29 protein-coding genes are annotated in these 22,153 nt (G+C 68.5%); 16 read left to right on the top strand and 13 right to left on the bottom strand.

Translation table 11 applies throughout. The annotated features are described in order from the left end of the window. Positions 1–7 precede the first annotated feature (7 nt). Positions 8–1,147 (top strand): ROK family protein, encoded by a 1,140-nt coding sequence (locus ESP51_RS01405; RefSeq protein WP_241842917.1) that lies wholly within the window; start codon positions 8–10, stop codon positions 1,145–1,147. Here ESP51_RS01405 and ESP51_RS01410 read toward each other — a convergent pair. Next, the gene (locus ESP51_RS01410) at positions 1,140–1,904 is read right to left on the bottom strand and encodes an SDR family oxidoreductase (RefSeq protein WP_129519099.1); all 765 of its coding nucleotides are present in this window, start codon (positions 1,902–1,904) and stop codon (positions 1,140–1,142) included. The genes ESP51_RS01405 and ESP51_RS01410 overlap by 8 nt on opposite strands. Positions 1,905–2,105: 201 nt before the next feature. Here ESP51_RS01410 and ESP51_RS01415 point away from each other — a divergent pair, with 201 nt between their 5' ends. The 4 genes from ESP51_RS01415 (at position 2,106) to ESP51_RS01430 (ending at position 4,617) form a co-directional block, all read left to right on the top strand. Further along, positions 2,106–3,308, top strand: coding sequence for an MFS transporter (locus tag ESP51_RS01415; protein WP_129519100.1), 1,203 nt, complete (start codon positions 2,106–2,108; stop codon positions 3,306–3,308). Positions 3,309–3,355: 47 nt separating this feature from the next. Further along, positions 3,356–3,829: an SRPBCC family protein gene (locus tag ESP51_RS01420; RefSeq protein ID WP_129519101.1), complete on the top strand. Its 474-nt coding sequence runs from the start codon at positions 3,356–3,358 to the stop codon at positions 3,827–3,829. Next, a complete protein-coding gene (locus ESP51_RS01425) occupies positions 3,826–4,143 on the top strand; it encodes an ArsR/SmtB family transcription factor (RefSeq protein ID WP_241842918.1) in 318 nt (105 codons plus the stop codon). The genes ESP51_RS01420 and ESP51_RS01425 overlap by 4 nt, the downstream gene beginning before the upstream one ends. A gap of 90 nt (positions 4,144–4,233) precedes the next feature. After that, positions 4,234–4,617, top strand: coding sequence for an ACT domain-containing protein (locus tag ESP51_RS01430; RefSeq protein ID WP_129519103.1), 384 nt, complete (start codon positions 4,234–4,236; stop codon positions 4,615–4,617). 34 nt (positions 4,618–4,651) lie between these two features. Here the strand turns inward: ESP51_RS01430 and ESP51_RS01435 are convergent, their stop codons facing one another. Beyond that, the gene (locus ESP51_RS01435; RefSeq protein ID WP_129519104.1) at positions 4,652–4,954 is read right to left on the bottom strand and encodes a hypothetical protein; all 303 of its coding nucleotides are present in this window, start codon (positions 4,952–4,954) and stop codon (positions 4,652–4,654) included. A gap of 137 nt (positions 4,955–5,091) precedes the next feature. Next, positions 5,092–5,907, bottom strand: a complete 816-nt coding sequence (locus tag ESP51_RS01440) for a Rossmann-fold NAD(P)-binding domain-containing protein (RefSeq protein ID WP_129519105.1) — start codon at positions 5,905–5,907, stop codon at positions 5,092–5,094. Between the two features lie 137 nt (positions 5,908–6,044). Here ESP51_RS01440 and ESP51_RS01445 point away from each other — a divergent pair, with 137 nt between their 5' ends. Beyond that, positions 6,045–7,046 (top strand): AraC family transcriptional regulator, encoded by a 1,002-nt coding sequence (locus ESP51_RS01445; RefSeq protein ID WP_129519106.1) that lies wholly within the window; start codon positions 6,045–6,047, stop codon positions 7,044–7,046. Positions 7,047–7,103: 57 nt separating this feature from the next. On the opposite strand, the gene ESP51_RS01450 is transcribed toward ESP51_RS01445, so the two are convergent. Next, positions 7,104–7,556, bottom strand: a complete 453-nt coding sequence (locus tag ESP51_RS01450) for an Lrp/AsnC family transcriptional regulator (protein ID WP_129519107.1) — start codon at positions 7,554–7,556, stop codon at positions 7,104–7,106. 109 nt (positions 7,557–7,665) lie between these two features. Here ESP51_RS01450 and ESP51_RS01455 point away from each other — a divergent pair, with 109 nt between their 5' ends. The 5 genes from ESP51_RS01455 (at position 7,666) to ESP51_RS01475 (ending at position 11,112) form a co-directional block, all read left to right on the top strand. After that, positions 7,666–8,313, top strand: coding sequence for a LysE family translocator (locus tag ESP51_RS01455; protein ID WP_129519108.1), 648 nt, complete (start codon positions 7,666–7,668; stop codon positions 8,311–8,313). A 92-nt stretch (positions 8,314–8,405) separates the two neighbouring features. Next, positions 8,406–8,882: a cupin domain-containing protein gene (locus ESP51_RS01460; RefSeq protein WP_129519109.1), complete on the top strand. Its 477-nt coding sequence runs from the start codon at positions 8,406–8,408 to the stop codon at positions 8,880–8,882. A 254-nt stretch (positions 8,883–9,136) separates the two neighbouring features. Continuing rightward, positions 9,137–9,571, top strand: coding sequence for a hypothetical protein (locus tag ESP51_RS01465; RefSeq protein WP_129519110.1), 435 nt, complete (start codon positions 9,137–9,139; stop codon positions 9,569–9,571). Between the two features lie 147 nt (positions 9,572–9,718). After that, the gene (locus ESP51_RS01470; RefSeq protein WP_129519111.1) at positions 9,719–10,201 is read left to right on the top strand and encodes a recombinase family protein; all 483 of its coding nucleotides are present in this window, start codon (positions 9,719–9,721) and stop codon (positions 10,199–10,201) included. A 41-nt stretch (positions 10,202–10,242) separates the two neighbouring features. Continuing rightward, the gene (locus tag ESP51_RS01475) at positions 10,243–11,112 is read left to right on the top strand and encodes an alpha/beta fold hydrolase (RefSeq protein ID WP_206737152.1); all 870 of its coding nucleotides are present in this window, start codon (positions 10,243–10,245) and stop codon (positions 11,110–11,112) included. Between the two features lie 43 nt (positions 11,113–11,155). Here ESP51_RS01475 and ESP51_RS01480 read toward each other — a convergent pair whose 3' ends face one another. Continuing rightward, positions 11,156–11,611, bottom strand: a complete 456-nt coding sequence (locus ESP51_RS01480) for a nitroreductase family deazaflavin-dependent oxidoreductase (protein WP_206737153.1) — start codon at positions 11,609–11,611, stop codon at positions 11,156–11,158. A gap of 196 nt (positions 11,612–11,807) precedes the next feature. Here ESP51_RS01480 and ESP51_RS01485 point away from each other — a divergent pair, with 196 nt between their 5' ends. Continuing rightward, positions 11,808–12,347, top strand: coding sequence for a dihydrofolate reductase family protein (locus ESP51_RS01485; protein WP_164990345.1), 540 nt, complete (start codon positions 11,808–11,810; stop codon positions 12,345–12,347). A 20-nt stretch (positions 12,348–12,367) separates the two neighbouring features. Next, the gene (locus tag ESP51_RS20450) at positions 12,368–12,529 is read left to right on the top strand and encodes a hypothetical protein (RefSeq protein WP_164990346.1); all 162 of its coding nucleotides are present in this window, start codon (positions 12,368–12,370) and stop codon (positions 12,527–12,529) included. Between the two features lie 120 nt (positions 12,530–12,649). Here the strand turns inward: ESP51_RS20450 and ESP51_RS01490 are convergent, their stop codons facing one another. Together ESP51_RS01490 and ESP51_RS01495 are read right to left on the bottom strand one after the other, a co-directional pair. Continuing rightward, positions 12,650–13,201, bottom strand: a complete 552-nt coding sequence (locus ESP51_RS01490) for a TetR/AcrR family transcriptional regulator (RefSeq protein WP_129519114.1) — start codon at positions 13,199–13,201, stop codon at positions 12,650–12,652. Between the two features lie 43 nt (positions 13,202–13,244). Next, positions 13,245–14,153 (bottom strand): alpha/beta fold hydrolase, encoded by a 909-nt coding sequence (locus ESP51_RS01495; RefSeq protein WP_129519115.1) that lies wholly within the window; start codon positions 14,151–14,153, stop codon positions 13,245–13,247. A 160-nt stretch (positions 14,154–14,313) separates the two neighbouring features. Between ESP51_RS01495 and ESP51_RS01500 the strand changes: the two genes are divergently transcribed. Then, positions 14,314–15,042: a DUF72 domain-containing protein gene (locus tag ESP51_RS01500; protein WP_129519116.1), complete on the top strand. Its 729-nt coding sequence runs from the start codon at positions 14,314–14,316 to the stop codon at positions 15,040–15,042. Between the two features lie 44 nt (positions 15,043–15,086). Here ESP51_RS01500 and ESP51_RS01505 read toward each other — a convergent pair whose 3' ends face one another. From ESP51_RS01505 to ESP51_RS01520, 4 genes are read right to left on the bottom strand one after another with little or no spacing between them, the layout of a single operon-like run. After that, positions 15,087–15,671, bottom strand: a complete 585-nt coding sequence (locus ESP51_RS01505; protein ID WP_129519117.1) for a hypothetical protein — start codon at positions 15,669–15,671, stop codon at positions 15,087–15,089. A 49-nt stretch (positions 15,672–15,720) separates the two neighbouring features. Then, positions 15,721–16,947, bottom strand: a complete 1,227-nt coding sequence (locus ESP51_RS01510) for an RNA polymerase sigma factor (protein ID WP_129519264.1) — start codon at positions 16,945–16,947, stop codon at positions 15,721–15,723. 2 nt (positions 16,948–16,949) lie between these two features. Next, the gene (locus ESP51_RS01515) at positions 16,950–17,279 is read right to left on the bottom strand and encodes a YciI family protein (protein ID WP_129519118.1); all 330 of its coding nucleotides are present in this window, start codon (positions 17,277–17,279) and stop codon (positions 16,950–16,952) included. A 50-nt stretch (positions 17,280–17,329) separates the two neighbouring features. Then, complete coding sequence (locus ESP51_RS01520; RefSeq protein ID WP_129519119.1) at positions 17,330–17,935, bottom strand: dihydrofolate reductase family protein; 606 nt, start codon at positions 17,933–17,935, stop codon at positions 17,330–17,332. Between the two features lie 204 nt (positions 17,936–18,139). Here ESP51_RS01520 and ESP51_RS01525 point away from each other — a divergent pair, with 204 nt between their 5' ends. Continuing rightward, complete coding sequence (locus tag ESP51_RS01525; protein WP_129519120.1) at positions 18,140–18,934, top strand: bestrophin-like domain; 795 nt, start codon at positions 18,140–18,142, stop codon at positions 18,932–18,934. 38 nt (positions 18,935–18,972) lie between these two features. Here ESP51_RS01525 and ESP51_RS01530 read toward each other — a convergent pair whose 3' ends face one another. Beyond that, positions 18,973–19,368, bottom strand: coding sequence for an amino acid-binding protein (locus tag ESP51_RS01530; RefSeq protein ID WP_129519121.1), 396 nt, complete (start codon positions 19,366–19,368; stop codon positions 18,973–18,975). 143 nt (positions 19,369–19,511) lie between these two features. Continuing rightward, positions 19,512–20,462, bottom strand: coding sequence for an NmrA/HSCARG family protein (locus tag ESP51_RS01535; RefSeq protein WP_129519122.1), 951 nt, complete (start codon positions 20,460–20,462; stop codon positions 19,512–19,514). Positions 20,463–20,620: 158 nt separating this feature from the next. Here ESP51_RS01535 and ESP51_RS01540 point away from each other — a divergent pair, with 158 nt between their 5' ends. After that, positions 20,621–22,096, top strand: a complete 1,476-nt coding sequence (locus tag ESP51_RS01540; protein WP_129519265.1) for a family 43 glycosylhydrolase — start codon at positions 20,621–20,623, stop codon at positions 22,094–22,096. Positions 22,097–22,153 lie beyond the last annotated feature (57 nt).

Raw genomic sequence — 22,153 nt, forward strand, 5'->3', positions numbered from 1 at the left:
TTGTCAGGTGGCTGACGCAGCACTGCGCGCTGAGAGCGCGATTTCCGGCCCGGCGCTGGAACTCGCTCGCACGGTGCTGATTCACGGCCCGATCTCGCGCACCGACGTGATGAGATTGCTCGACATGTCGCCACCGACGCTCACTCGCCTCGCGCGTGAGCTCACCGCGGGAGGGGTGTTCGTTGAAGACGCCGAGCCCGGCGGCGCTGTCGGTCGACCTCCGAAATTCCTCGATGTGCGCTGGGACAGCCGGCACTACCTGGGAGTCAAGCTCACCGGAACCTCCGTCGTCGCGGTTTCGACCGACCTTCGGGCCACCGAGCTCGATCGGCGCGAGTACGTCTTCTCCGAGCAGTCCGTCGACGCAGTCTGCGATGTGGTCGTTCGGGCCCACGACGAGCTCTCGGCCGGTGGCGGTTTCGATGCCGTCGGAGTGAGCCTCGGCGGCACGGTCACGGATCGCCGCTTCGTCATCCGGGCGCCGTTCCTCGGCTGGCGTGACGTGGATCTGGGGCGCGAGCTCGAGCGCAGGCTCGGGGTGCCGACCGTGGTCGAGAACGACATCGTCGCCCTTACTGAGGCCCAGCATTGGTTCGGCGAGGGCCGTGGGCTCACCGACTTCGCGGTGATCACGATCGGCGCGGGCGTGGGCCACGGCTATGTCTGCGCCGATCGCGTCGTGCGCTCCGACAAGGGCATCGGCCTCGCCGGGCACATCCGACTCGATCCCCTTGGCGCGGTCTGCCCAGAGGGCCATCGCGGGTGCGCCACGGCGATGCTGACCATTCCCAGCCTCTGCGCACAGGCATCCGTGGCCTTCGGACGTGGCATCGAGTTCGACGAGCTGATCTCCCTGGCCGCCGAGGGAGACCCTGTGGCGCTGGCCATCACCGAACCGGCGGGGCGCGCCCTTGGTCGACTGCTCGCGTTGGCGGCGAATCTCGGCATGGTGGACACGATCGTGCTCGCCGGCGAGGGGCTGCCGCTCTATGAGGTGACCGAGCCCATCGTGCTCGAGGCGATGCACGCCGATCGCGATGCCGAGGCCGATCCGATCGACCTTCGGCTCGACGCCGCCGACTTCGTCGGTTGGGCGCGGGGTGCCGCGGCGGTCGCGATTCAGTCGTCGGTGCACCGACTCATCTGAGCTCAGCGGCCTCCTGTGCGATCCATTCGCTCAGCCGAGTCGGCGTGATCGTCGCATCGGGGCCCGGCAGCAACTCGCGCTCATCGAGGTCGGTGCCGAAGTACCGCGCGAGCGGGTCGGCGACCAGCTCGCGCGGATCGTCGCGAATGCGGAAGTCCTCTCGCACGAGCTTCCCGAGCCGGAACTGGTCGGGCCCGGCGAACTCGACCACGCCGTTCACGGGCGTGCCGAACGCGACCGACTCGATCGCGGCCGCGACATCCTGCGCGGCGATCGGCTGGATGAGCGCATGCGAGAGCCGGGCGATGTGCTGGCTCGTGGCGGCATCCGCGATGCTCGCGATGAACTCGAAGAACTGGGTCGAGTGCACGATCGAGTAGGGGCGACCTGACCCGCGGATGAGTCGCTCCTGCGCCGCCTTCGCGGCGAAGTAGCCGCCCTCGGTGCGGGCGAGCCGGTCGGTACCGACGACCGAGAGTGCGACGTGATGCCGCACGCCCGCCGCAGCGCCGTACGTGAGCAAGTTGAGGGTGGAGCCGTAGAAGAAGTCGTTCGCGCCCCGCTCGTCGAGGTATCCCGAGTTCGACACGTCGATGAGGATCTCGACACCGGCGAGGGCCTCCGCGAGACCCTCGCCGGTGTAGGAGTTGACCCCGGTCGCGCGCGATGCGGAGACGACCTCGTGGCCGTCGGCGGTGAGCGCCGCCACGATTCGCGTGCCGATGAGCCCTGTGCCGCCGATGACCGCGACCTTCATGGCTCGAGTTTACGCGGCTGACTGGACGGCCAGCCAGTCCCCGAACGTGGTCGACGACAGCTGCGCGTCGGGGCCGGTCACGAGTTCGTCGCCCAGGAGTCTCGACGACTGAGGGGGTCCGCCGGCGCAGGTGCAACCGGGGGGTTGCACTCTGTCTCATGATCTGCAACTATGGGGTTGCACAAATCGAGGGAGTGAGACATGACCGACATCCGCCGCACGTCGCCCCGCCCGACGCTCGTGCTCGCCGTGCTCTTCGCCGGCGCGTTCGTGATGGGCTGCGCCGAGATGCTCGTCGTGGGCCTGATCGACCTGATCGCCGTCGACCTGTCGGTCTCGGTGCCGGCTGCGGGCGCGCTCGTCACGGCCAACGCGCTGGGGCTCGCGATCGGCGGCCCGCTGCTGACGTTCCTGACGACGCGATTCGACCGGCGACGCGTGCTGCTCGCCACGATGGTCGTCTTCGTGCTGGCGAACCTCCTGCCGGCGTTCGGCTCCGACTACTCGATCTTCCTCGCCGCACGCGTCGTCATCGGCGCCGCACAGGGCCTGTTCATCGCAGCCGCGATGGTGATGGCGACCACGATCGTGCCGCCCGAGCGCGCCGGCCGCGCGATGGCCGTCGTCATCACCGGCTTCGCGTCGGCGAGTGCGCTGGGCCTGCCGCTGGGCACGTTGCTCGGGCAGGCGGTCGGCTGGCGCGGATCGTTCACGGCCGTCGTCGCGGTCGCGCTCGCGCTCCTGGTCATCGCCGTGCGAGTGCTCCCCTCGGTGCCGACGCCGCGCGAGAGCGGTGCCGTCGGCCAGGCGCGGTTCGCCTTCGCCCCGCGCGTCATCGCCGTGCTCGGCCTCGCGGCACTGATCTTCGTGGCCATCCAGTCGGCAGTGACGTACCTCGTGCCGTTCCTCGCCGGGGTGACGGATGTCTCTGGGTCGGCAGTCGGCGCATACCTGCTGGCCTACGGCGTCGCGACCACGGTCGGCTCGTTCGTCGGCGGACGCTTCGCCGACGCGAGCGCCACGCGCGCCCTGGTCGTCGGCGCAACCGGAGTGACGGTCTCGCTCGTCGTGCTCTTCAGCTTCGGCGGCAGCCCGCTCGTCGTCGCCATCGCAGTGTTCGGCATCGGGCTGTTCGGCATGGCAACCGGGCCGTCGCTCCAGCACCGCGTCGTGAGCCTCGCCGGGCCGGGCGCACCGCTCGCAGCCTCGCTGCCGGCATCCGCTGTCAACGCCGGAATCGCCGGCGGCGCGTTCGCCGGGGGAGTGGCGATCGACCTCAGCGGCATCCCCGCAGCCGTACTGACCGGCGCCGTCGTCGCGGCGATCTCGATCGCCGTCGCGTGGGCGACCGGATTCCTGAAACCCGCGGCGGTCGCCGCACCCGAACCTGTTGCAATCCAATAGCTGCAGGCATCCATAGAAAATCCATTGAAAGGAAGATCATTGTGACTATGACCGACAACCAGGCCTCCGTCATCGACGCAGAGACGTTCACCGTTCGGCGCACGATCCGCATCGCCGCGCCCATCGAGAAGGTGTGGACCGCCGTCACCGAACCCGCGCACATCTCCAAGTGGTTCGGGCAGACCGTGCTCAATGGAACGGGCGCCGGGGCGCTCGGCACCATCACGTTCCCCAACTACGGCTCCGTGCCGCTGCGGGTCGAGGCGGTGGATGCCCCGCGCATGGTCTCGTACCGCTGGGGCAACGACGATGCCGCCGATGAGCGGCCCGACGCGATCGACGAGGAGCACTCGACGGTCTTCACCTTCACGCTCGAGTCGGTGCCCGACGGCACGCAGCTCACCGTCGTGGAGACCGGATTCGACCGCACTACCGACCCGGCCGCGAACATGGCGAGCCACGGCGAGGGATGGGTCTCCGAACTCGACAAGCTCGTCGCCCTGCTGGAGGGCGACGCGTGACCACGGGAACGCTGGTCCCGGTGTTCGCCGCACTCGGTGACGAGACCCGGTGGAGCATCCTGGCTGCACTCGGCGAGGGCGACGCGTCGGCGTCGGCCCTCGCCGGGCGCCTCCCGGTCACCCGCCAGGCGATCGCGAAGCACCTCGCCGTGCTGCAGGAGGTGGGCCTCGTCGAACCCATCCGCGTCGGACGCGAGGTTCAGTACCGGGTGATCGGGTCGCAACTGAGCGACACCGCGCGTCGGCTCGAGGCCATCGGGGCCGAGTGGGACCGCCGCCTCGCGACGATCAAGGAGATCGCAGAGGGGCTGTAGCCGGCGGATGCCGCGTCGTGCCGTCGCTGCACGGCCGGCGGCATCCGTGGTTCTCGGGCGGCCCGCGGCACCGGACCCTAGTCTGGGCTGATGGCGGTCATCACGGTTGACGTTGTTCCCCAGCACCTGGCGCTGCTCGATGGCGAGTACGCCGTTGAGCCGGTCTCGGGCGAGTCGGTCCCGATCGGATCGGACTACGAGCTGGCTGTGGTGCGGGCTCCCGATGGAACGACGCGGGTGCGACGCGCGAGCGAGACCGATCGTGAGCGGTGGTTGGCGTTCTACTCGGGCGGAACCGCCCATGGTCTGGAGACGCCCGGAATGACCGTTTCCGTCATTGCGCCGCTCTCTGCCGCCGGATGCCCGATCTTCGTTGCATCCACCGCCACAGCTGACCTCGTGCTGGTTCCGCTGACGCATCGACAGCTCGCCGTCGACGCGCTCATCGCGGCCGGCCACACGGTGGCGGACTGACGTTCCCCAGAGCGCTGGGAACGCTACGAGCGGCTCACACGTTCGTGCGAATCCGACCGCGCAAGAACGGGAGCGCCGGCGCCCGGTACACGAGCGCTGGCGGATCGTGCGGTTCGAGAGCGAACTCGGCACGGCCGAAACGCCATAACCGGTTGAACAGGAACACCCCGACGACCACCGTCTCGTCTGCCGGCACTTGCCAGGTTCCGATTCCCCACTGGGCAGGCTGGCCTCGCCCGGCGATCACGAGCGTCGGCTTGATTCGGGCGTGGAGCGCAAACCACGGCTTGCGCAGCGTCAGTTGGATGCGGCGGGCCGCCTCGTCGTCAGAGTGCATCGGGAGTTCGACGGCTCGAGCACGAACTCGCCCTGATCAGGGTCGGTTGTCCGCTCAAGCCGCACTGCCTTTCGTGGTTCGCTCCGGCTAAGGGTAGTCGTTACTCCGAGCACTCGACACCGCCTTTGCGGCGACCGCTACGCCCAAGCTCCAACCACACCCGCCTCGGTGAGCACCGTACGCACGTCGCGCGCCGGCCGGCCGAGCACCTCACTCACGCCGGTGGCAGTGGCCTCGTTACGACCGTCGAGCACTTCGCGGCACAGCTCGGTGAGCATCGTCGCGACTTCGGGTCCCTCCGCGGCGGCGACGGCGGCATGGAACTCGTCGAACGTCACCGGCAGGTACACGACCTCTCGCCCGTTGATCTCGGAGAGCATGGTGGCCACTTCCGCGAACGTCAGCGACTGGGGCCCGGTCACCTCGTAGAGGCGACCCTCGTGGCCTTCGCCGGTGAGCGCCTCGACCGCGACCGCAGCGATGTCGTCGACGTCGATGAACGGCTCGCGCACATCGCCGGCCGGAAGCGCCAGGACTCCGCTCAATGCCGCGTCACGAAGCATCCCCTCGGTGAAGTTCTGCGTGAACCAGCTGGCGCGCACGACGGTGGCGGGGATGCCGGAGGCGAGCAGGATGTCCTCGCAGCGACGCGCGCCATCTTCGCCGCGCCCGGAGAGCAACACGATGCGACGTACGCCGGCGTTGCGAGCGACCTCGATGAGACGGGTGATGGCGGCATCCGATCCGGGGACTGCGAGATCAGGGACGTAGGCCGCATACAGGCGCTCGACGCCGTGCAGTGCCTGCGGCCAGCCCTCGGGGTGCTCCCAGTCGAAGGCCGGGCTCGTGCCGCGGGCCAGGCGGCGCACGGTGAGGCCGCGCTCATCGAGCAGGTCGGCGATGCGACGTCCGGTCTTTCCGGTGGAGCCGATGACGGCGATAGTGGAACTCATGATGAGGTGTCCTTTCGGTTCGTATGCGTCCACTTTCGCGGCACTCGATCGGACGAACAATCGCCGTGAGTACGCGTCTTATTGCTGATCGTCCAGTCCCCGGGACTTCTGGAAGACCTGCATGCCACTGTGGACGCATGGTCAATCCGCGCACAGCCGGCGCTGGCCCCGCCGCCGGCGAACAACTCGGCGATGGTCTCCACCTCCTGCGGTTCACCGGTGCGCTCTACTGCCGCGCCGAGCTCTCCGCTCCGTGGGGCGTGGAGGTTCCGCGCCTCGACGGGTACATGACGCTTCCGGTGGTCTTGGCCGGAAGGTGCGTGCTCGAGATCGGCGACGATCGGCACATTCTCGAGGCCGGCAGTGCGGCCCTCATCACGCGCGGCGCCCCGCACCGGCTGCTGAGTACTGCGGATGCCGCGGCAACGCCGCTCTTCGACATTCCCGTCGAGCAGCTCAGCGACACGTACGAGCACATACGTTTCGGTGGCGGCGGTGAGCGCGCTCAGGTCGCCTACGCGGCGATGCGGGTCGATGCCCCGCTCACGGCTCGCCTGATCGCCGAGCTTCCCGATGTCATTCGCGTCGACGCTTGGGCTGACGGCGAGGCGGGTGTCTTCCAGGCGGTGCTGCGCCTGCTCGCACGGGAGGCCGAGGCCATCGAACCCGGCGGCGAGGCCGTCATGACTCGGCTGGCCGATGTGCTGGTCATCCAGGTGCTCCGCTGGTGGCTGCGCAACGCCGACCTCGCGGCGACCGGATGGCTCGCAGCCCTTCGTGACCCACAGGTCGGCCGCGCGCTCGGCCGCATGCACGCTCGTCCCGAAGCCGACTGGACCTTGGTCGAGCTCGCCAGGCAGGCCAACATGTCACGGTCGGCGTTTGCGGAGCGGTTCATGACGCTCGTCGGCGAGCCGCCGATGCGGTACCTCGCCGGATGGAGGCTCGAGCAGGCCCGCTCCGAGCTGCTCCGCACCACCGACGCGATCGCGTCGATCTCGAGCCGGGTCGGCTACACCTCGGAGGCGGCCTTCAGTCGAGCCTTCAAGCGTCACTACGGAACAACCCCCGGCGCGGTGCGTCGGTCGGCTCCCGCACCGCAGCCCCTGGCGCCGGTGCGCGCCGGCATCCCGGGGTAGGCGCCTCCGCGGTGCTGGATCGCTCGCCGTCGTAACGTGGGCGAGCGGCATCCGGCCTCAGATCGGCAGCGGGCGGTCGTCGACGATCGCCTTCATGACCAGGGTCGACTCGACGCGGCGAACGCCCGGCAGCGCAGAGAGGCGTTCGTCCCAGAGCCGTTGATATGCAGGAAGGTCGGGCACCGCGACACGCAGCAGGTAGTCGGGGTCGCCGAAGAGTCGCAGCGCCTGGATCACCTCGGGGATCTCGGCCACCGCGGCGTCGAAGGCGGGGATGGTCGCGCGGTTCGCCTGCTCCATCGTGACGAACACCAGGGCTCCGAAACCGAGCCCGACCACCTCGGGGTCGATGACGGCCCGGTACCCGGTGATGGCTCCGGATGCCTCGAGCGCGTGGAGCCGACGATGGGTCGGCGACATGCTCAGCTGCACGCGCGCGGCGAGGTCGGTGAGGCTGAGCCGACCGTCTTGCTGCAGTTCCGCAAGGATTTTCCGATCAGTGGCGTCCATGGAGTGAATCATTCCACGAGAGAGGCCTGTGGTGGGCAAACTTGGAAGCCTATTCTGCCCGTTCTTGCCTAAGTTCGTCGTATCGAACGAGGGCCGGAGGTGGGGCAGGATGAACACGGAGTTGCTGCTCGCATGCTGGGGCATGATGACGCTCATGGTGTTGGTTCCCGGCCCTGATTGGGCGTACATCATCGACGCGGGCACTCGGGATCGCACCATCGCGCCGGCGCTCGCGGGGATCCTCGTCGGATATCTCGTGGCGGTGACGGCGGTTTCGGTCGGCGTCGGTGCCGCAGTGGCGGCCCTGCCGTGGGTGCTCGTCGGGTTGACGTTCGCGGCGGCGGCGTACCTGTCGTTCCTCGGCATCCGCGTGCTCAGGCAGCCGCCCGCCCTCGTGGCAGGTGATGCGGCATCCGGTTCCGACGTGGGATCCACCCCTCGGCCGTGGCTGCGACTCGCCCAGGGCGCCGGCGTCAGCGGACTGAACCCGAAAGGGCTCCTGGTGCTGGTCGTGTTGCTGCCGCAGTTCACGGATGCCGCGAGCTCCTGGCCGATTCCGTTGCAGCTCGCCGTGCTGGGCCTCATCTTCGTCGGGAGTTGCGCGCTCGTCTACTCCGTCGTGGGCATGAGTGCGCGGGCAGTGCTCCGATTCCGGCCGTCGGCAATGCGCATCATCTCGCGCATCTCGGGTGGCGCGATGATCGTGCTCGCGGTCGCCCTCGTCGGCGAACAGGTCTCGCACTTCGTCAGTGCGTGACGAGGTCTCCCACGCTCTCGCCGTGCGCAAGCCCTTGTACGACCGCGCGGGTTGTTCGAGGATCGTGACGCCGAGCGAAAGGACTGCGACTCATGAAGATCAGCGACAACGGACCCGAGCCGAATGCGTTCGACATCGAGAGGGCGACGAAGGAGAACGCCAACTATCGCACGGTCGCGTGGACCGGCAAGTACCTGCAGGTGACGCTCATGTCGATCCCGGCGGGGGAGTCGATCGGTCTGGAGGTGCATCCCGAGACCGACCAGTTCCTGCGCCTCGACGCCGGCCGAGGGCGAGCGAAGATGGGCCCGTCGAAAGACGAGTTGACCTTCCAGCAGGATGTCTCCGACGGCTGGAGTGTCCAGGTGCCGGCCGGTACGTGGCACGACGTCGAGAACATCGGCGATGAGCCGATGCGCCTCTACGCCGTGTACGCGCCGGTGCATCACGCCCCAGGCCTGGTGCAGAAGACGGCGGATGAGGCGCAGCGAGACGAGGAGTCGGGCGCCGACGAGCCGCCGTCGTGGAGCGTCGAGCCCGAGGGCGGCCAGCCCGACGAGCACGCCTGAGCAGGTCGACCCGTACTGCTGGCGACTCGACACTCGCGCCGCGCGCTGGGCGACGTCGCGCACGGTGCTCCTCGGCGACGCCGCCGCCGGAACAGATGCGCGCCGTCGTGCCCGTGGCATCCGTCTCGCCCTACTCCTGAAAGCAAGGACACCCATGAATCGGGCGCCTTCTCCGCGTCGAAGCCGGGCACCCGTGAAAGGGGGGTGGGGGCGAGCAAACAGGCGGAGCAAACTTTGCCGGGGAAGGGAACCTCATGGCCGAGCTCACAATTGCAGGTGCTTTCACGGTCACTATCGGCCACGGCGACGGCCCGGAGGTGATCGCGTTCATCTCCGCCTGCAGGCCCGACGGATCGGCGGCGCAGTTCGATCCACAGTCCGACGAACTCCAGATTTTCACCGGCCTGACGGCTATGTTCGGCACATCTGCGTTCCCGTGCGAAGTCACGGACGTGCAAAGCTCGTACTCGCCGCCGCCAGGCTTCGTGGGCGTCACACTGCAGCTCACGTGGATGGAAGAACTCGGCCGCCTCAATACCTTGGGCGTCGCGGCGCTCGGGGTGATCATCGACGCCCACGGGGATCGCGGTCAAGGTGTCCTCACGTTCGCGGCCGCCGGCACGCCCCAAACCTGGTGGTCGCAGAGTCAGCAGGAGCCGCCGATGCGGATGCGTAGCGTAGGCGCGTGAAGCGGGGACGTCGAGGGCGGTGAGCTCGCCGCTCTTCCCGCGTTCAATTCCAAGAGTCGCGTGTTCCTGATGCGGCGAGTCAGCGTGCGCTGCGCGGCCCACCCCGATCGGGGTGAGAATGGAAGGCGACGCGCGAAGGGGCACAGCATGAGTGAGCTGACGACAGATTCGACGACGGATGCGCCGGGGCCGACGCCGGCACCAGGTGCCTCGCGCTCACCGCACGGCCCCGGCCATCACGCCCTCGGTTGTCCCGAGTGCTTCGAGGAGCTGCAGCGCAACCGCGACTGGTGGAAGGCGCGTCCCGAGGGGTCGCGACTCGTGGGGCTCGTCGTCGCGCGCGACGACATGCCGTCGGTCGTCGAGCAGCGGAATGACCTGGCTGCCTTCGGCGTGGCGATCCTCGATTTCAAGCACCCGGCGGCAGAGGCGCCCGAGACCTGGGAGCAGCGGCTCGGCCGGTTGTTCGACACGCTGCGGGCCGGTGACGTGCTCGTGGTCGCGAACGAGCGCGCGCTCGGCCGCGATCGCGACGAGGTCACGCGCACGATCCGAACCCTGCGGCGGCACAATCTCGTCGTGAAGGTGCTGAACCACGGTGCGCCGCACCTCGAGGATGCAAGCGGCTGAGTCGAGCACTGAGCATCATGGAGCGCTTGAGCGGAGCACGGATGTCGCGAGCAGAGGTTCGATCGTTGCGTGTCGCACGCCCCGACGGTGCCGTGATCGCAGCCGAGGCGATCGGGTCGGCGGAGCATCCGTTCGTCTTGCTCGTCGCCGGAGGCGAGTCCTCGATGGACTGGTGGCGGCCCGAGTTCTGCGACCTCATCGCGGATCGCGGGCTGTGCGTGGTGCGCTACGACCAGCGCGGCATGGGCGAGACGACGCTCGGGCCGCCCGGCACGCGGCTCGACGGGCTGTCGGTCTCCGTCGACGACGCGATCGCGGTGCTCGACGCCGCCGGTGCGAGCGATGCGAACTGGGTGGGCTTCTCGGCGGGCGGATGGGTCGCCCAGCTCGCCGCGCTCGACCACCCCGAGCGGGTTCGCGCACTCACCCTGGTGTCGACCAGCCCGACGATGTTCGAGGCAGATCCCGACCTGCCCGGTGCGGTCGCCCGCATGCAGGAGGTGTGGGCGAACCCGATGCCCCAGCCCGACTGGAGCGACCCGAACGCCGTGATCGAGTACCACGTCGACGTCGACCGCGACTACGCGGGCGACGAGTTCGATGAGGTGCACGATCGCGCGATCTGGACCGACACGGTTCGCCGGTCTCCCGGCATGCACCGCGACGAGGGCGGTCCGGATGTCATGGAGGACGCCCCGCGCTGGCGTGAGCGGCTCGGTGAGATCCGGGTGCCGACGACAGTGGTGCACGGCACGGCCGACCCCGTCTTCCCGATCGGGAACGGGGAGGCTCTCGCGCGCGACATCCCCGGGGCTCGGTTCGTGCCGTTACCCGGCGGTGGGCACGAGCTGCCCCCGGCGGCGTGGGGCGCGGTCGTGGAGGCGGTGGCGGCCACGCGGGCATCGGCATGACGGGCCCGCGGTACGTCGCAGCACCCGCGTGATCTGCGCCCGCCTATCGCGCGTCGATCGCCGTCAGCGCGAAGACGGGATGACGATCAGCCTCGGCGGAGAAGGTCTCGGTCGGGTCGTCAGCACCCGCGGTGAAGTAGGGCAGCACGATCGGGGCGACGGCGACGTACCGCTTCAGCACCGGGCCGGCCTCGGCGGGTGTTGCCTCTCGTGCGGTGAACCGCCGCGTCGTCCGTCCTCGCGAGAGCGTGAGGTCGCCGGCGGCACGCAGATTGTGCACCCAGGCGACGGTGCCGTACGGCGAGACGAGCCAGACCGCCCCGCTGTGCTCGATCGGAGTGACCGGTATCGAGCGTGGTTCGCCGCTCTTGCGGCCGCGCACGGTGAGCACGACGGTGCGCGGCACCAGACCGGCCCGGGCGAGCGCACGCATCACGGCGTGCGCCGCTTTCATGGCGCGGTTCGGTTGATACTTCTTCGGTGCGTGCTGCTCGCTCATCGTGTCCTTCGTCCGGCGCATGGCTCGCCGACAGCCTCGCGCCTGAGCGGGTCGAGGTGCAAGGGTTGCGCCGCGGATGCCTCGCTACGACGCCGGCGAGTTACCACGATCAGGGTGTCGCGGGGTACGGCCGCATGGCAGGTCGACCGGCGTGCGGACCGTGACATCCGGCGTTCAACGGAGCATGCTGGGGCGCATGGGCAAGGTGACGATCTCATTCGAAATGACGCTCGACGGGGTGTTCGACCAGATGGAGCACTGGTTCAACGTCGAGGATCCGGAGCTGGTGCGCCACTCCGACGAGCTGGTCTTCGGGGCCGACGCGGTGTTGCTCGGCCGGGAGAGCTACGAGTTCTTCCGCGAGTACTGGCCCGCGCAGACCGATGACCGCGGCTTCGCCGCGCACTACAACGCGCTCCCGAAGTACGTCGCGTCGACGACGCTCTCTGGTCCGCTCGACTGGAACGCGACCCTCATCGAGGGCGACGTGGCCGAGGCGGTGAGGCGCCTGCGCGACCAGTACGAATCGATCATCTCGCACGGCTACGGCGGGTTGGCCGCCGAGCTCGTCGACGCCGGGCTGGTCGACGAGATCCATGCCGGCATCCATCCGTTCCTGGTGGGCAACGCCCAGGACCGGTTGCGCACGCCGCACCCGGTCGGCCTGCGACTGCTCGACGTGCAGGCCTACGAGTCGGGCATCATCGCCGCGAGGTACGCGCCGTCGTCATCCTGACGCGGCCGCTGACAGTAGACGTGCGCGACGAGAACGAGGACCGGGAGTTCTGGGCGCGGGTGCACCGCGAGAACGCGCAGCTCTCGACTGCCGAACGTCAGGTGTACGTCGATGGCGGCACGCTTGGTGATGATCTCGACGACGCGGGCGACGATGCACTGAGCGAGCGCGCCGAGTGGTGAATCGAGGCGAGATCTTCCTCGCCGATCTCGGCGACGCGATCGGCCACGAGCAGGCACTGAGCTGCCCTGTTGCGTCGACTGCTCGCGTAGGTGCCGGGCTGTGCACACGCCGACGCGGGCTCAGGGAGTCGCCGCGAGCGCGCGCACAGCTCGCTCGATGGCCGGACGCACATCGAGCTCGGGGTCGATGGTGAGCCGGTGCAGCATCAGTCCGTCGCTGAGTGCCATGAGGGTGCGCGCCGCGGGCCCTGGGTCGGGGATGCCTGCCTCGGTGACGAGCCGGTCGGTCCACTGTTCGAACTCGCGGCGCTGGCGGTGGAGCGGCGCGAGGAGTTCAGGGTCGGCGGCGAGTTCGAGGAAGAGCGCGTAGCGCGCCCGGGTGCGCGCCGCGAACAGGCCGGTCTGCACGAGCAGCACCGCGCAGAGTCCTTCGGAGATCGTCTCGGGAGTGGGTCGCTCGAGCAGCGATGGAGCGAAATCGGCGCGCTCCTGCTCGGCCATCCAGTCGATGATGCCGGCCAGCAGTGCTCGTCGGGTGCGGAACCAGTTCGAGGTCGACCCGGCGGGCAGCCCGGCCCGTTCGTCGACGCGCGCGTGGCTGAGTGCCCGCACGCCGTCGGTGCCGAGCAGCTCGACCGCCGCCTCGAGTGCCCGCTCCCTCGTCGCAGCCATGGACACCTTTCATGCGCGTTTTACTATGACCATAGTACTCCGCTCAGTCGGTTCGCCGGATCCAGTCGAGGGTGAGGTTCGCGACGGTGTCGGGTGCGTCGTCTGGGAGCAGTTTCCCTGCGTCGTCGACGAAGGCGAATTCGACGTGGTCGGCGAACCGCTCCGGGTTCGGGCAGAGGTGGCGTACGAGTGGCTCGTTGAACCGGGTGTCGGCCCGGCCGAAGGCGAGGAGTGTCGGAACGGTCAGGTGCCTCCGTTTGTACACGCCCCGACTCAGCCGCATCGACTCGGGGATCACCATGCCGCGGTACAGCGCGCGCACCGCCTGGTCGATGCCGGAACGTTGCATGGGCGCGAGGTGGGCGTCGATGGTCGCTTCCGGCGTGGGCTTCGCGGTGTACTGATCGGCCCACACGCCCCGGAGCGAGTCTCCCGGGTGATGCCAGATCAGGTGCGGCATGTGCCGGAACGCCGCAATGAGTTTGGGGCTGAACGAGATGAACCCGGGCGGCACCGAGAGCTGTACCGCTCGCCGCACACGATTGGGGTGGGTGTAGGCGAGCTGCATCGCGGTGATCGCGCCCATGTCGTGGCTGACGACGTGTGCGCGGTCGATGCCGAGAGCCTCGAAGATGGCAAGAAGGTCGTGGAGTCTCGTTTCACGCTCGATGCCGGGGTCGTCGGCTTCGGTCCATCCTGCACCGCGAAGGTCAGGGCAGATCACGCGGTAGCCATGCTCGGCGATCAGGGGTGCGACCTGGTGCCACTGCCACCAGTGCTGCGGGAAACCGTGCAGCAGCACGATGGGTTCTCCGTCGCCCACGATGGCGACGTGTTGGCGCAGGCCCGGCGTCTCGACCAAGAGGTGATCGAAGCCGGATGCATCAGGCAGTGGCGGCACCCAATTCGCGGTCTCAGCAGAGGAAACGCGGTGAGGTTCAAATGCACGCATGACGGCTCCTTGGTGTCTGCGTTCGAATACTATGTTTATAGTAGACGCGCGCGGGGAAGGTGTCTATGGCCGCTACCAAGTGGCTGCACGACACGGTGCCGGATGTCGCGGGCGCGCCGGCCCCTTGCCGGCACGCGCGGCGACCTGGGATCGTCGAACGATGACCGTGTGGATCGGGACATCCGGGTGGAGCTTCGGCCACTGGGACGGCGTGCTGTACGAGCCCGGCCTGCCGCCGTCGCAGCGGCTGGCGCGCTACGTCGAGTCGTTCCGTACTGTCGAGCTCAACGCGTCGTACTACCGATGGCCGCCGGATCGCACGTTTGCGAGCTGGCGACGGCGCCTGCCCGAGGGGTTCGCGATGTCGGTGAAGGCGCCTCGCGGGCTCACCCACGCCAAGCGGCTCTACGCTCCCGAGGCGTGGATCCGTCGCGTCGCCGCTTCGTGGCACGAGCTCGGCGAGCGGCGGGCGGTGCTGCTCGTCCAGCTTCCGCCATCGCTGGCACGGGATGACGCGCGGCTCGACTACTTTCTCGCCGACATCCCGGAGTGGATGCGGGTGGCGGTCGAGTTCCGCCACGAGAGCTGGCATGTCGAGCCGGTCTTCGAACTGCTCGCCCGGCACGGCGCCGCGTACTGCGTGATGAGTGGCGCGAACCTGCCGTGCGTGCTCCGCACGACCGCCGGGCTCGTCTACGTGCGACTGCACGGACCCGACCACGACCACCTCTACGGCGGCTCCTATTCCGACGCCGATCTGGGCTGGTGGGCGGACCGCATTCGCGAGTGGGCAGGAAGCGGTCGCGACGTCTACGCCTACTTCAACAACGACGGCGGCGGCAACGCCGTGCGCAACGCGTGGCGGTTGCGGCAGTTCGTGGACGAGTGACATCCGACCCCGACGCTGCGGTTCGGCCTCGGCGATCGGGTGAATCAGGCCGGGTCGATCCGCAGCACCGTCGCCGACTCGCCGACGGTGAGGTCGTCGATGACGCGGATGCTGCGCGCGAGCTCGTCGACGGCTCCGATTACGGTGCCGAACCGCTCGCGATTGCTGCACACGGCCGTCACGCTCACGAAGTGCGAGCCGAGGTCCCAGGTGTAGGTGGCGAACGGCGGGCGACCGCCCGGCGGAAGCGGCATCGCGAGCTTCTCGCCGACGCCGAGGTAGGTGCCGCGGAACTCCTCGGTGTCGTTATACTCGATCGGCATCGATGCGCGGGCGATCCGCAATTCCGGTGTCGCGGCCTGCACCTGGGCCATCACCGTGAGCAGATCAGCCGCTTTCCAGACCCAGACGAGTACCCGGCCGGCCGCTTTGCGCATCAGGAGCGGAACGGCCTGACTCAACGCCCAGGCGGCGAAGCCGCCCCCGCTCGACGGCGCCGCGTCGGGGCCCTTCGCCTGCGCCAGCAGCATCCCGATTGCCGCCTTGCGGTGGCGGCGACCGCGGAATCCGAGGGAATCCGTAACGGGCACCCACTTGGATCGATCGGGCTCTGCATGAAGTCGGGGCACGCTTCCAGCCTACGAGCCGATGCGACGGATGCCTCGACGCAGTCGGCGCTCAGCCGGGGTCGTCGCGGCGCCGTGACAGATAGGCGGTCTCGGCGGTGTTGCCCGCAAGCGCGATGGCCCTGTCGTAGGCGGCGCGCGCCTCCTCGCGGCGCCCAAGCCTGCGCAGCAGCTCAGCGCGGGTGACGTGGAAGGCGTGATATCCGTTCAGCGCGTCGCCGAGGCGATCGATGATCGCCAGCGCGACATCCGCACCATCGAGTTCAGCGACCGCGATGGCCCGGTTGAGGGCGACGATCGGCGAGGGGTCGAGGCGCACCAGCTGGTCGTAGAGGGCGACGACCTGCGACCAGTCGGTGTCGCGGGCGTCTCGCGCGTCGGTGTGCACGGCGTTGATCGCGGCAAGCAGCTGGTAGCGACCGGGAGCGACCCCGGAATCCAGGCGCTCGCGCACGAGCCGATGCCCCTCCTCGATCAGCGCGGCATCCCAGGCGCCTCGGTCCTGCTCGCCGAGGGGCACGAGCTCGCCCTCCGCGGAGACGCGGGCGGGGCGACGAGCCTCGGTGAGCAGCATCAGTGCCAGCAGACCGGCCACCTCGCCGTCGTCGGGGAGCAGCTCGCGGATCAGTCGCGTCAGCCGGATCGCCTCGGCGGTGAGATCGGCGCGCACGGGGTCGGTGTCGGGGCCGGTCGCGAGGTAGCCCTCGTTGAAGACGAGGAACAGCACGGCGAGCACGCCCGTGATGCGCGCCGGCAGATCCTGTGCCGACGGCACTCGGTAGGGGATGCCGGCGGCCGCGATCTTGCCCTTCGCGCGAGTGATCCGCTGCCCAATCGCGCTCTCCTGCACGAGAAAGCCGCGCGCGATCTCGGGTACCGTCAGGCCTCCGACGAGGCGCAGCGTCAGCGCCATCCGTGCCTCCATCGCCAGGGCCGGGTGACAGCAGGTGAAGATGAGCCGAAGCCGATCGTCGTCGATGGCGCCGAGCGGCTCGGGCGGGGCGTCATCCGTCAGCATCAGCGCCTCCCTGTGCTTGTCGTGGCGTTTGTTCTCGCGCCGGATCCGGTCGATCGCCTTGCGATTGGCGGTCGTGGTGAGCCACGCGCCGGGGTTGGGCGGCACGCCGTCGGCCGGCCACCGCTCGACCGCGGTCGCGAATGCCTCGGCCGCCGCCTCTTCGGCGATATCGAGGTCACCGAAGCGTTTGGCGAGCGAGGCGACCACCCGCGCCCACTCTTCGTGATGGGCACGGGTGATCGCTGCGCGAGCGTCGACCAAGCTCACACGTCCAGGATCGGGCGCACCTCGAGGCGACGATTGCAGGCCTTCGACCCATCGGCCATGAGCTCGAGCGCGACATCGAGGTCGGGGGCGTCGATGATCCAGAACCCGGCCATGTGCTCCTTCGCCTCGATGAAGGGCCCGTCGGTGAACACCGGCTCCTCACCTCGTCCGTCGATGACGGTCGAGGTGCTGGGGTCGGCGAGGCCGGCCGCGAAGACCCAGTGGCCACCGGCCCGGAGGCGGTTGTTGAACTCGTCGATCGCTCGCGCCTCTTCCGCGGTGCCGGAGTTGGACTTGTCGTGGATCACGGAAACGAGGTACTGCATCTCACACCTCCAGGATGTGGTTCACGGACATACTCCACGAGTGCTGCCTGCTACGCATGCTGCGGGCGCCCATCAGGCCGGTAGGTCTTCACCGTGATGCCGGTCGGGAACGTGCGCGATTCCACCAGTTCGAGGGCGACGTCTCTGCCCGCGTCGGGGAACAGCCGCGTGCCCGCGCCGACGATCACCGGGAAGACGATGAGCGTCATCTCGTCGACGAGCTCGTGTTCGAGCAGCCAGCGGATCAGCTGGCCGCTGCCGTGCACCTGCAGCTCGCCGCCCGGCTTGGCCTTCAGCTCGCGGATCGCCGTCTCGAGGTCTCCGGAGAGCACGGTCGTCTCCGCCCACTGCGGATCGGTGATCGTGTTCGATGCGACGAACTTCGGGCGCGAGTTCAACGAGCTCACGAACGGATCGTCGACGTCGTCTTTGCGCACCCCGCCCCAGTACCCGGCGAAGAGCTCATACGTGCGCCGCCCGAACAGGAACGCGTCGGCGCGCTGGTAGAACTCGCCGATGTAGCCGGTCGACTCCTCGTCTCCCAGCGGCAGCGCCCACCCGCCTCGGTCGAATCCGGGGTCGAACACCGGATTGTTCCCACCATTCGCCTGCATCACGCCGTCGACGGTGATCTGGGTGTTGGTGACCAGCTTCATTATCGTGATCCCTTCTCGGTGCCCCTCGCGGGCAACCTCTCACCCTTGCTACGAACGAGGTCGGCTCGATCCGACACCGCGTGCGAAAAACTCTTGACGTGTCGACCCGGTTGAGGGATGGTGCGCGAGCGGGCGGCATCCGTAGGCTGAACTGCACCGACGGGCACGAAGTCGCCCGTCCCTCGCCGGGGTGGGGGAGCGACGATGCTGGACTGGTTCTACGACACGAGCATCCTGATCACGCTGCCGTTGTTCGTGGGCGGGTTCGTCGTGGTCTCCTGCCTGATCGTGGTCGCGCTCCGTCGGGTCGTGCTGCGGCTGGTCACCGATACGAAGGAATGGGACCGCGCCCTCGCTCACGTCATCGGCACCTTCGGTGTGTTCTTCGGCATCCTGCTCGCCCTCGTCGCGGTGTCGGTCTACGAGAACTTCGCCTACACGCGCCAGGTCACGATCGAGGAGGCGGGTCGTGTCGGCGCGCTGTATCGCGCGACCACCGGCTTGCCCGACGAACTCGGCGACCAGATGCGTCAGGTGCTCGACGAGTACATGCACACGGTCATCGAGGTCGACTTCCCCGACCAGGCGTCGGGGATCCTCCCCGGAGTCAGCGACGCCCAAGTCGACGAGTTCGAGCGTCTCCTGCACACCATCGAGGCCGACACACGGAGTGATCAGGCGCAATTCGAGCAGGCGCTCGCCACGTTCGACGACTTCATCGAATCGCGGCGAGCGCGGATCGACGCCACCGCCCTCGCCCTGCCGCCGCTCTTCTGGCTCGTCATCTGGGTCGGGGCCGCCGTCAATGCGGTGCTGATCGCCTTCATTCACGTGACGAACCCGCGCCTGCACATACTCATGGCGGGCATGCTCGCGCTGTTCATCGGCCTCGTCATCTTCGTCACGGCCGACATGGACCACCCCTACGCCGGGGAGATCTCGATCGGCCCGGGGGCATACGAGCGGGTGCTCGAACAGATCATCGACGCGCGCGAGTAGAGCCGGATGCTTCGACCGGAACCGACCGCGAACCGCCGTTACATCATCGACTGCAACAGCTGCGTGGCCCGCTGGTTGTCGCTCGTCGCAAGCACGACGCGGTTCCTGGAGGCCACGTAGACGAGCGTGATGTTGATCCCGGCGTCGGCGAGTGCGCGCGCCATTTCACCGAACTTGCCCGGCGTGTCCACGTCGGGCTCGGGCAGGGCTGGACTGACGATGACGTCGGTCTCCGCCTCGACGGTGATGCCGGCGCCCTCGAGCGCCGCTCTGGCGCCCGCGACGTCTTCGACGAGCACGTGGACGGCGCCCGATCCGCCTTCCATGATCGCGCAGAGGCCTTCGATGTTGACACCCGCGTTGCCGAGCGCCTCGCCGAGTCGAGCTCCCTCGCCCGGCTGGTCCTTGAGGGTGACCAAGAGATCCTTCGCCATTGCGGCACCTCCTTCTCGGATGCCTCAGGTCTACGCCCGCGGCCGCGGCGCGTCAACGGGTCGGCAGGCGATCGTTGAACGCTGAGGCCGCCGCATCCGCTCGGAATGCGGCGGCCCCAGCACCTGCCGGCCGGTGGCCGACGTCAGGCAGCGCGGAGCGCGTCGGCGTTCTCCCGGGTCCAGGTCTTGAAGTCCTTGAGCTGGGGGTTGAGTTGACGGAGCCGATCGAGGTCACGCGCACCGGTGAACTCGGCATCGAAGTCGCCGTAGTACTGGAACATGTTGGCGATCTCCTCCGCTACCGGCATCGGGAGCTCCCGGAACACGTCGTAGGGCACGGACTGGAACCGCACCGGCTCGCCGATGACCTCAGCCAGGTGCTCCGCGTACTGCGCACCGGTGAGGTGGTCACCGGCCAGCCCGATCGTTTCGCCGATGTGTGCATCTCCGGCGGAGAGGATCGCAAGCGCAGTGCGACCGATGTCGTTGACATCCACGCCGGCCAGCAGCTTCCCGTCTTCGAACGGCAGCGCCAACGTGAGCACGCCGTCTTCACCGCGCCGGGGCGCCAGGTCTTGAAGGAATCCCTGGTAGAAGAACGTCGTGTTCAGATAGGTGGTGGGTACTTCCGCGGCGGCGAAGATCTCATTGCCTTCGGCCTTGGCGTCGAAGTGGGGCACGTTGTAGCTGCCCTGCAGCACCGGCATGCGGGCATCGTCGATCGGCAGCAGCACGCGGGTGTCCTCGAGGGTGGACCACACCACGTGCTGCACGCCGGCTGCCTTCGCCGAACGAGCGAGCACGCCGATCTCCTCGAGTTCCTTCTCGGCGGAACCGTGTGCCCAGAAATTCGTGACGAAGAAGGCCCCGTACACACCCTCGAGGGCGGCCAGCACGCTCGGCTCATCGTAGAAATCGGCTCGAACGACCTCCGCGCCCAGTTCGACGAGTGCCTTCGCGGCAGCCGACTCGGGGTCGCGGGTCAGCGCCCGCACCGTGAAGCGGTGTTCCGGGTCGGCGAGGATGGCTCGCGCTGCGCCGCCGCCCTGAGCGCCGGTTGCTCCGGCGACGGCAATGATCTGCTGCTCAGTCAATGTGATGCCCTTCAGAGTGATTCGGTTGATACGTCAACCATTATGCCACGGATGGTTGACGCGTCAAGCAAAATCGAGGCCGGGTTTGATTAACCGCTTGACCAACGTGCGAAAGTGCGTATACAGTCTGCGTAACCGATTAACCAATGAAGGTGATGATGGACCAGCGAGGGTTTTACCAGCCGAACGGCGCGTGGGTCGGAGACGTGATCCCGTGGCAGGAGGACGGGGTGTTCCACCTCTTCTACCTGCACGAGACACGCCAAGTGCCGAAGGAGGGCATGCCGTGGCGACGCGTCGTGACCGAGAACCTGGTCGACTTCCGCGAGGCAGGCGAGGCCATCTCATCTGGAGGCCCGTCGGCCGCTGACTTCAACGTCTACACCGGCAGCATCGTGCTCGCTGGTGACGGCACGCACCACGCCTTCTACACCGGACAGAACCCGGCGAAGGCCGGTGACGATGGACTGCCGTTGCAGGTGGTCATGCACGCGACGAGCGATGACGGCATGCACTCGTGGCAGCGGCATCCGTCCGACACCTTCGGAGCGACCGCCGGCTACGAGACCGCCGACTGGCGCGACCCGTTCGTCTTCTGGGACGAGGACGCGCAGCTCTGGCGGATGCTCATCACGGCGCGTCACGTCGACGGCCCCGCTCGACGCAGGGGAGTCATCGCGCAGTGCACCTCGCGCGACCTCTCCAGCTGGGAGCCGGCACCGCCGTTCTGGGACCCGCGACGCTACCTCGCGCACGAATGCCCCGAGGTGTTCAAGTGGGGCGAGTGGTGGTACCTCGTCTTCTCCGAGTTCAGCGATGCCTTCACGACGCGATACCGGATGTCGCGCAGCCTGCACGGGCCATGGATCGTGCCGGAGCACGACACGATCGACGGACGCGCCTTCTACGCGGCCAAGTCGGCCGCCCGCGATGGGCGGCGGCTGTTCTTCGGCTGGATCGCGTCGCGCGAGGGCGCAGACGACGCCGGCGCCTGGCAGTGGGCCGGCACGATGTCCGTGCTCGAGGCGGAGCAGCGCCACGACGGCACCTTGGCCTTCCACCCGGCCGACGAGCTCCGCGAGGCGTTCTCACGGCCCGGCGAGGCGATCGCGAGCGGCACCACGCTGCACGCGCCCGACGGATACCGCGATGTGCTGACGCTCGGCGACGCCCCGTCATCGTTCCGGCTCCGCGCCCGCCTCGAGATCGACGAGGGCACGAGCGAATGCGGCGTGCTCCTGCGGGCGAGCGCCGATGGCGATGAAGGTTACGTGCTGCGGCTCGAACCGAAGCGCGGGCGTCTCGTCTTCGATCGGTGGCCGCGCCAGTCGACGGGCACCGAGCAGTGGCAGATCTCGGGCGACGTGCCCTTCGCCGTCGAACTCGAGCGACCCTGTCGGCTCGACGCGGGCGAGCACGAGCTCGAGGTCATCGTCGACGGCGATCTGTGCGTTGCCACCGTCGACAACGCGACGGTCCTGAGCACGCGTCTGTACGACTTCGCGAGCGGCCGGCTCGGCGTCTTCGTCGGTGAGGGCGCCGTCACCGTCACGGAGTTCTCCGTGTTCGCTCGCGACGACGCCGAGGTCACTCCGCTCGATGCAGCCGACGACCTTTTCGCCACCGCGACCTAGCGCTCCACCTGCAACACAGCCCCACCCGCAACACAGCCCGAAGATCAATCAAAGGAG

Source organism: Agromyces albus (assembly GCF_004134825.1).
Lineage (GTDB): Bacteria > Actinomycetota > Actinomycetes > Actinomycetales > Microbacteriaceae > Agromyces > Agromyces albus.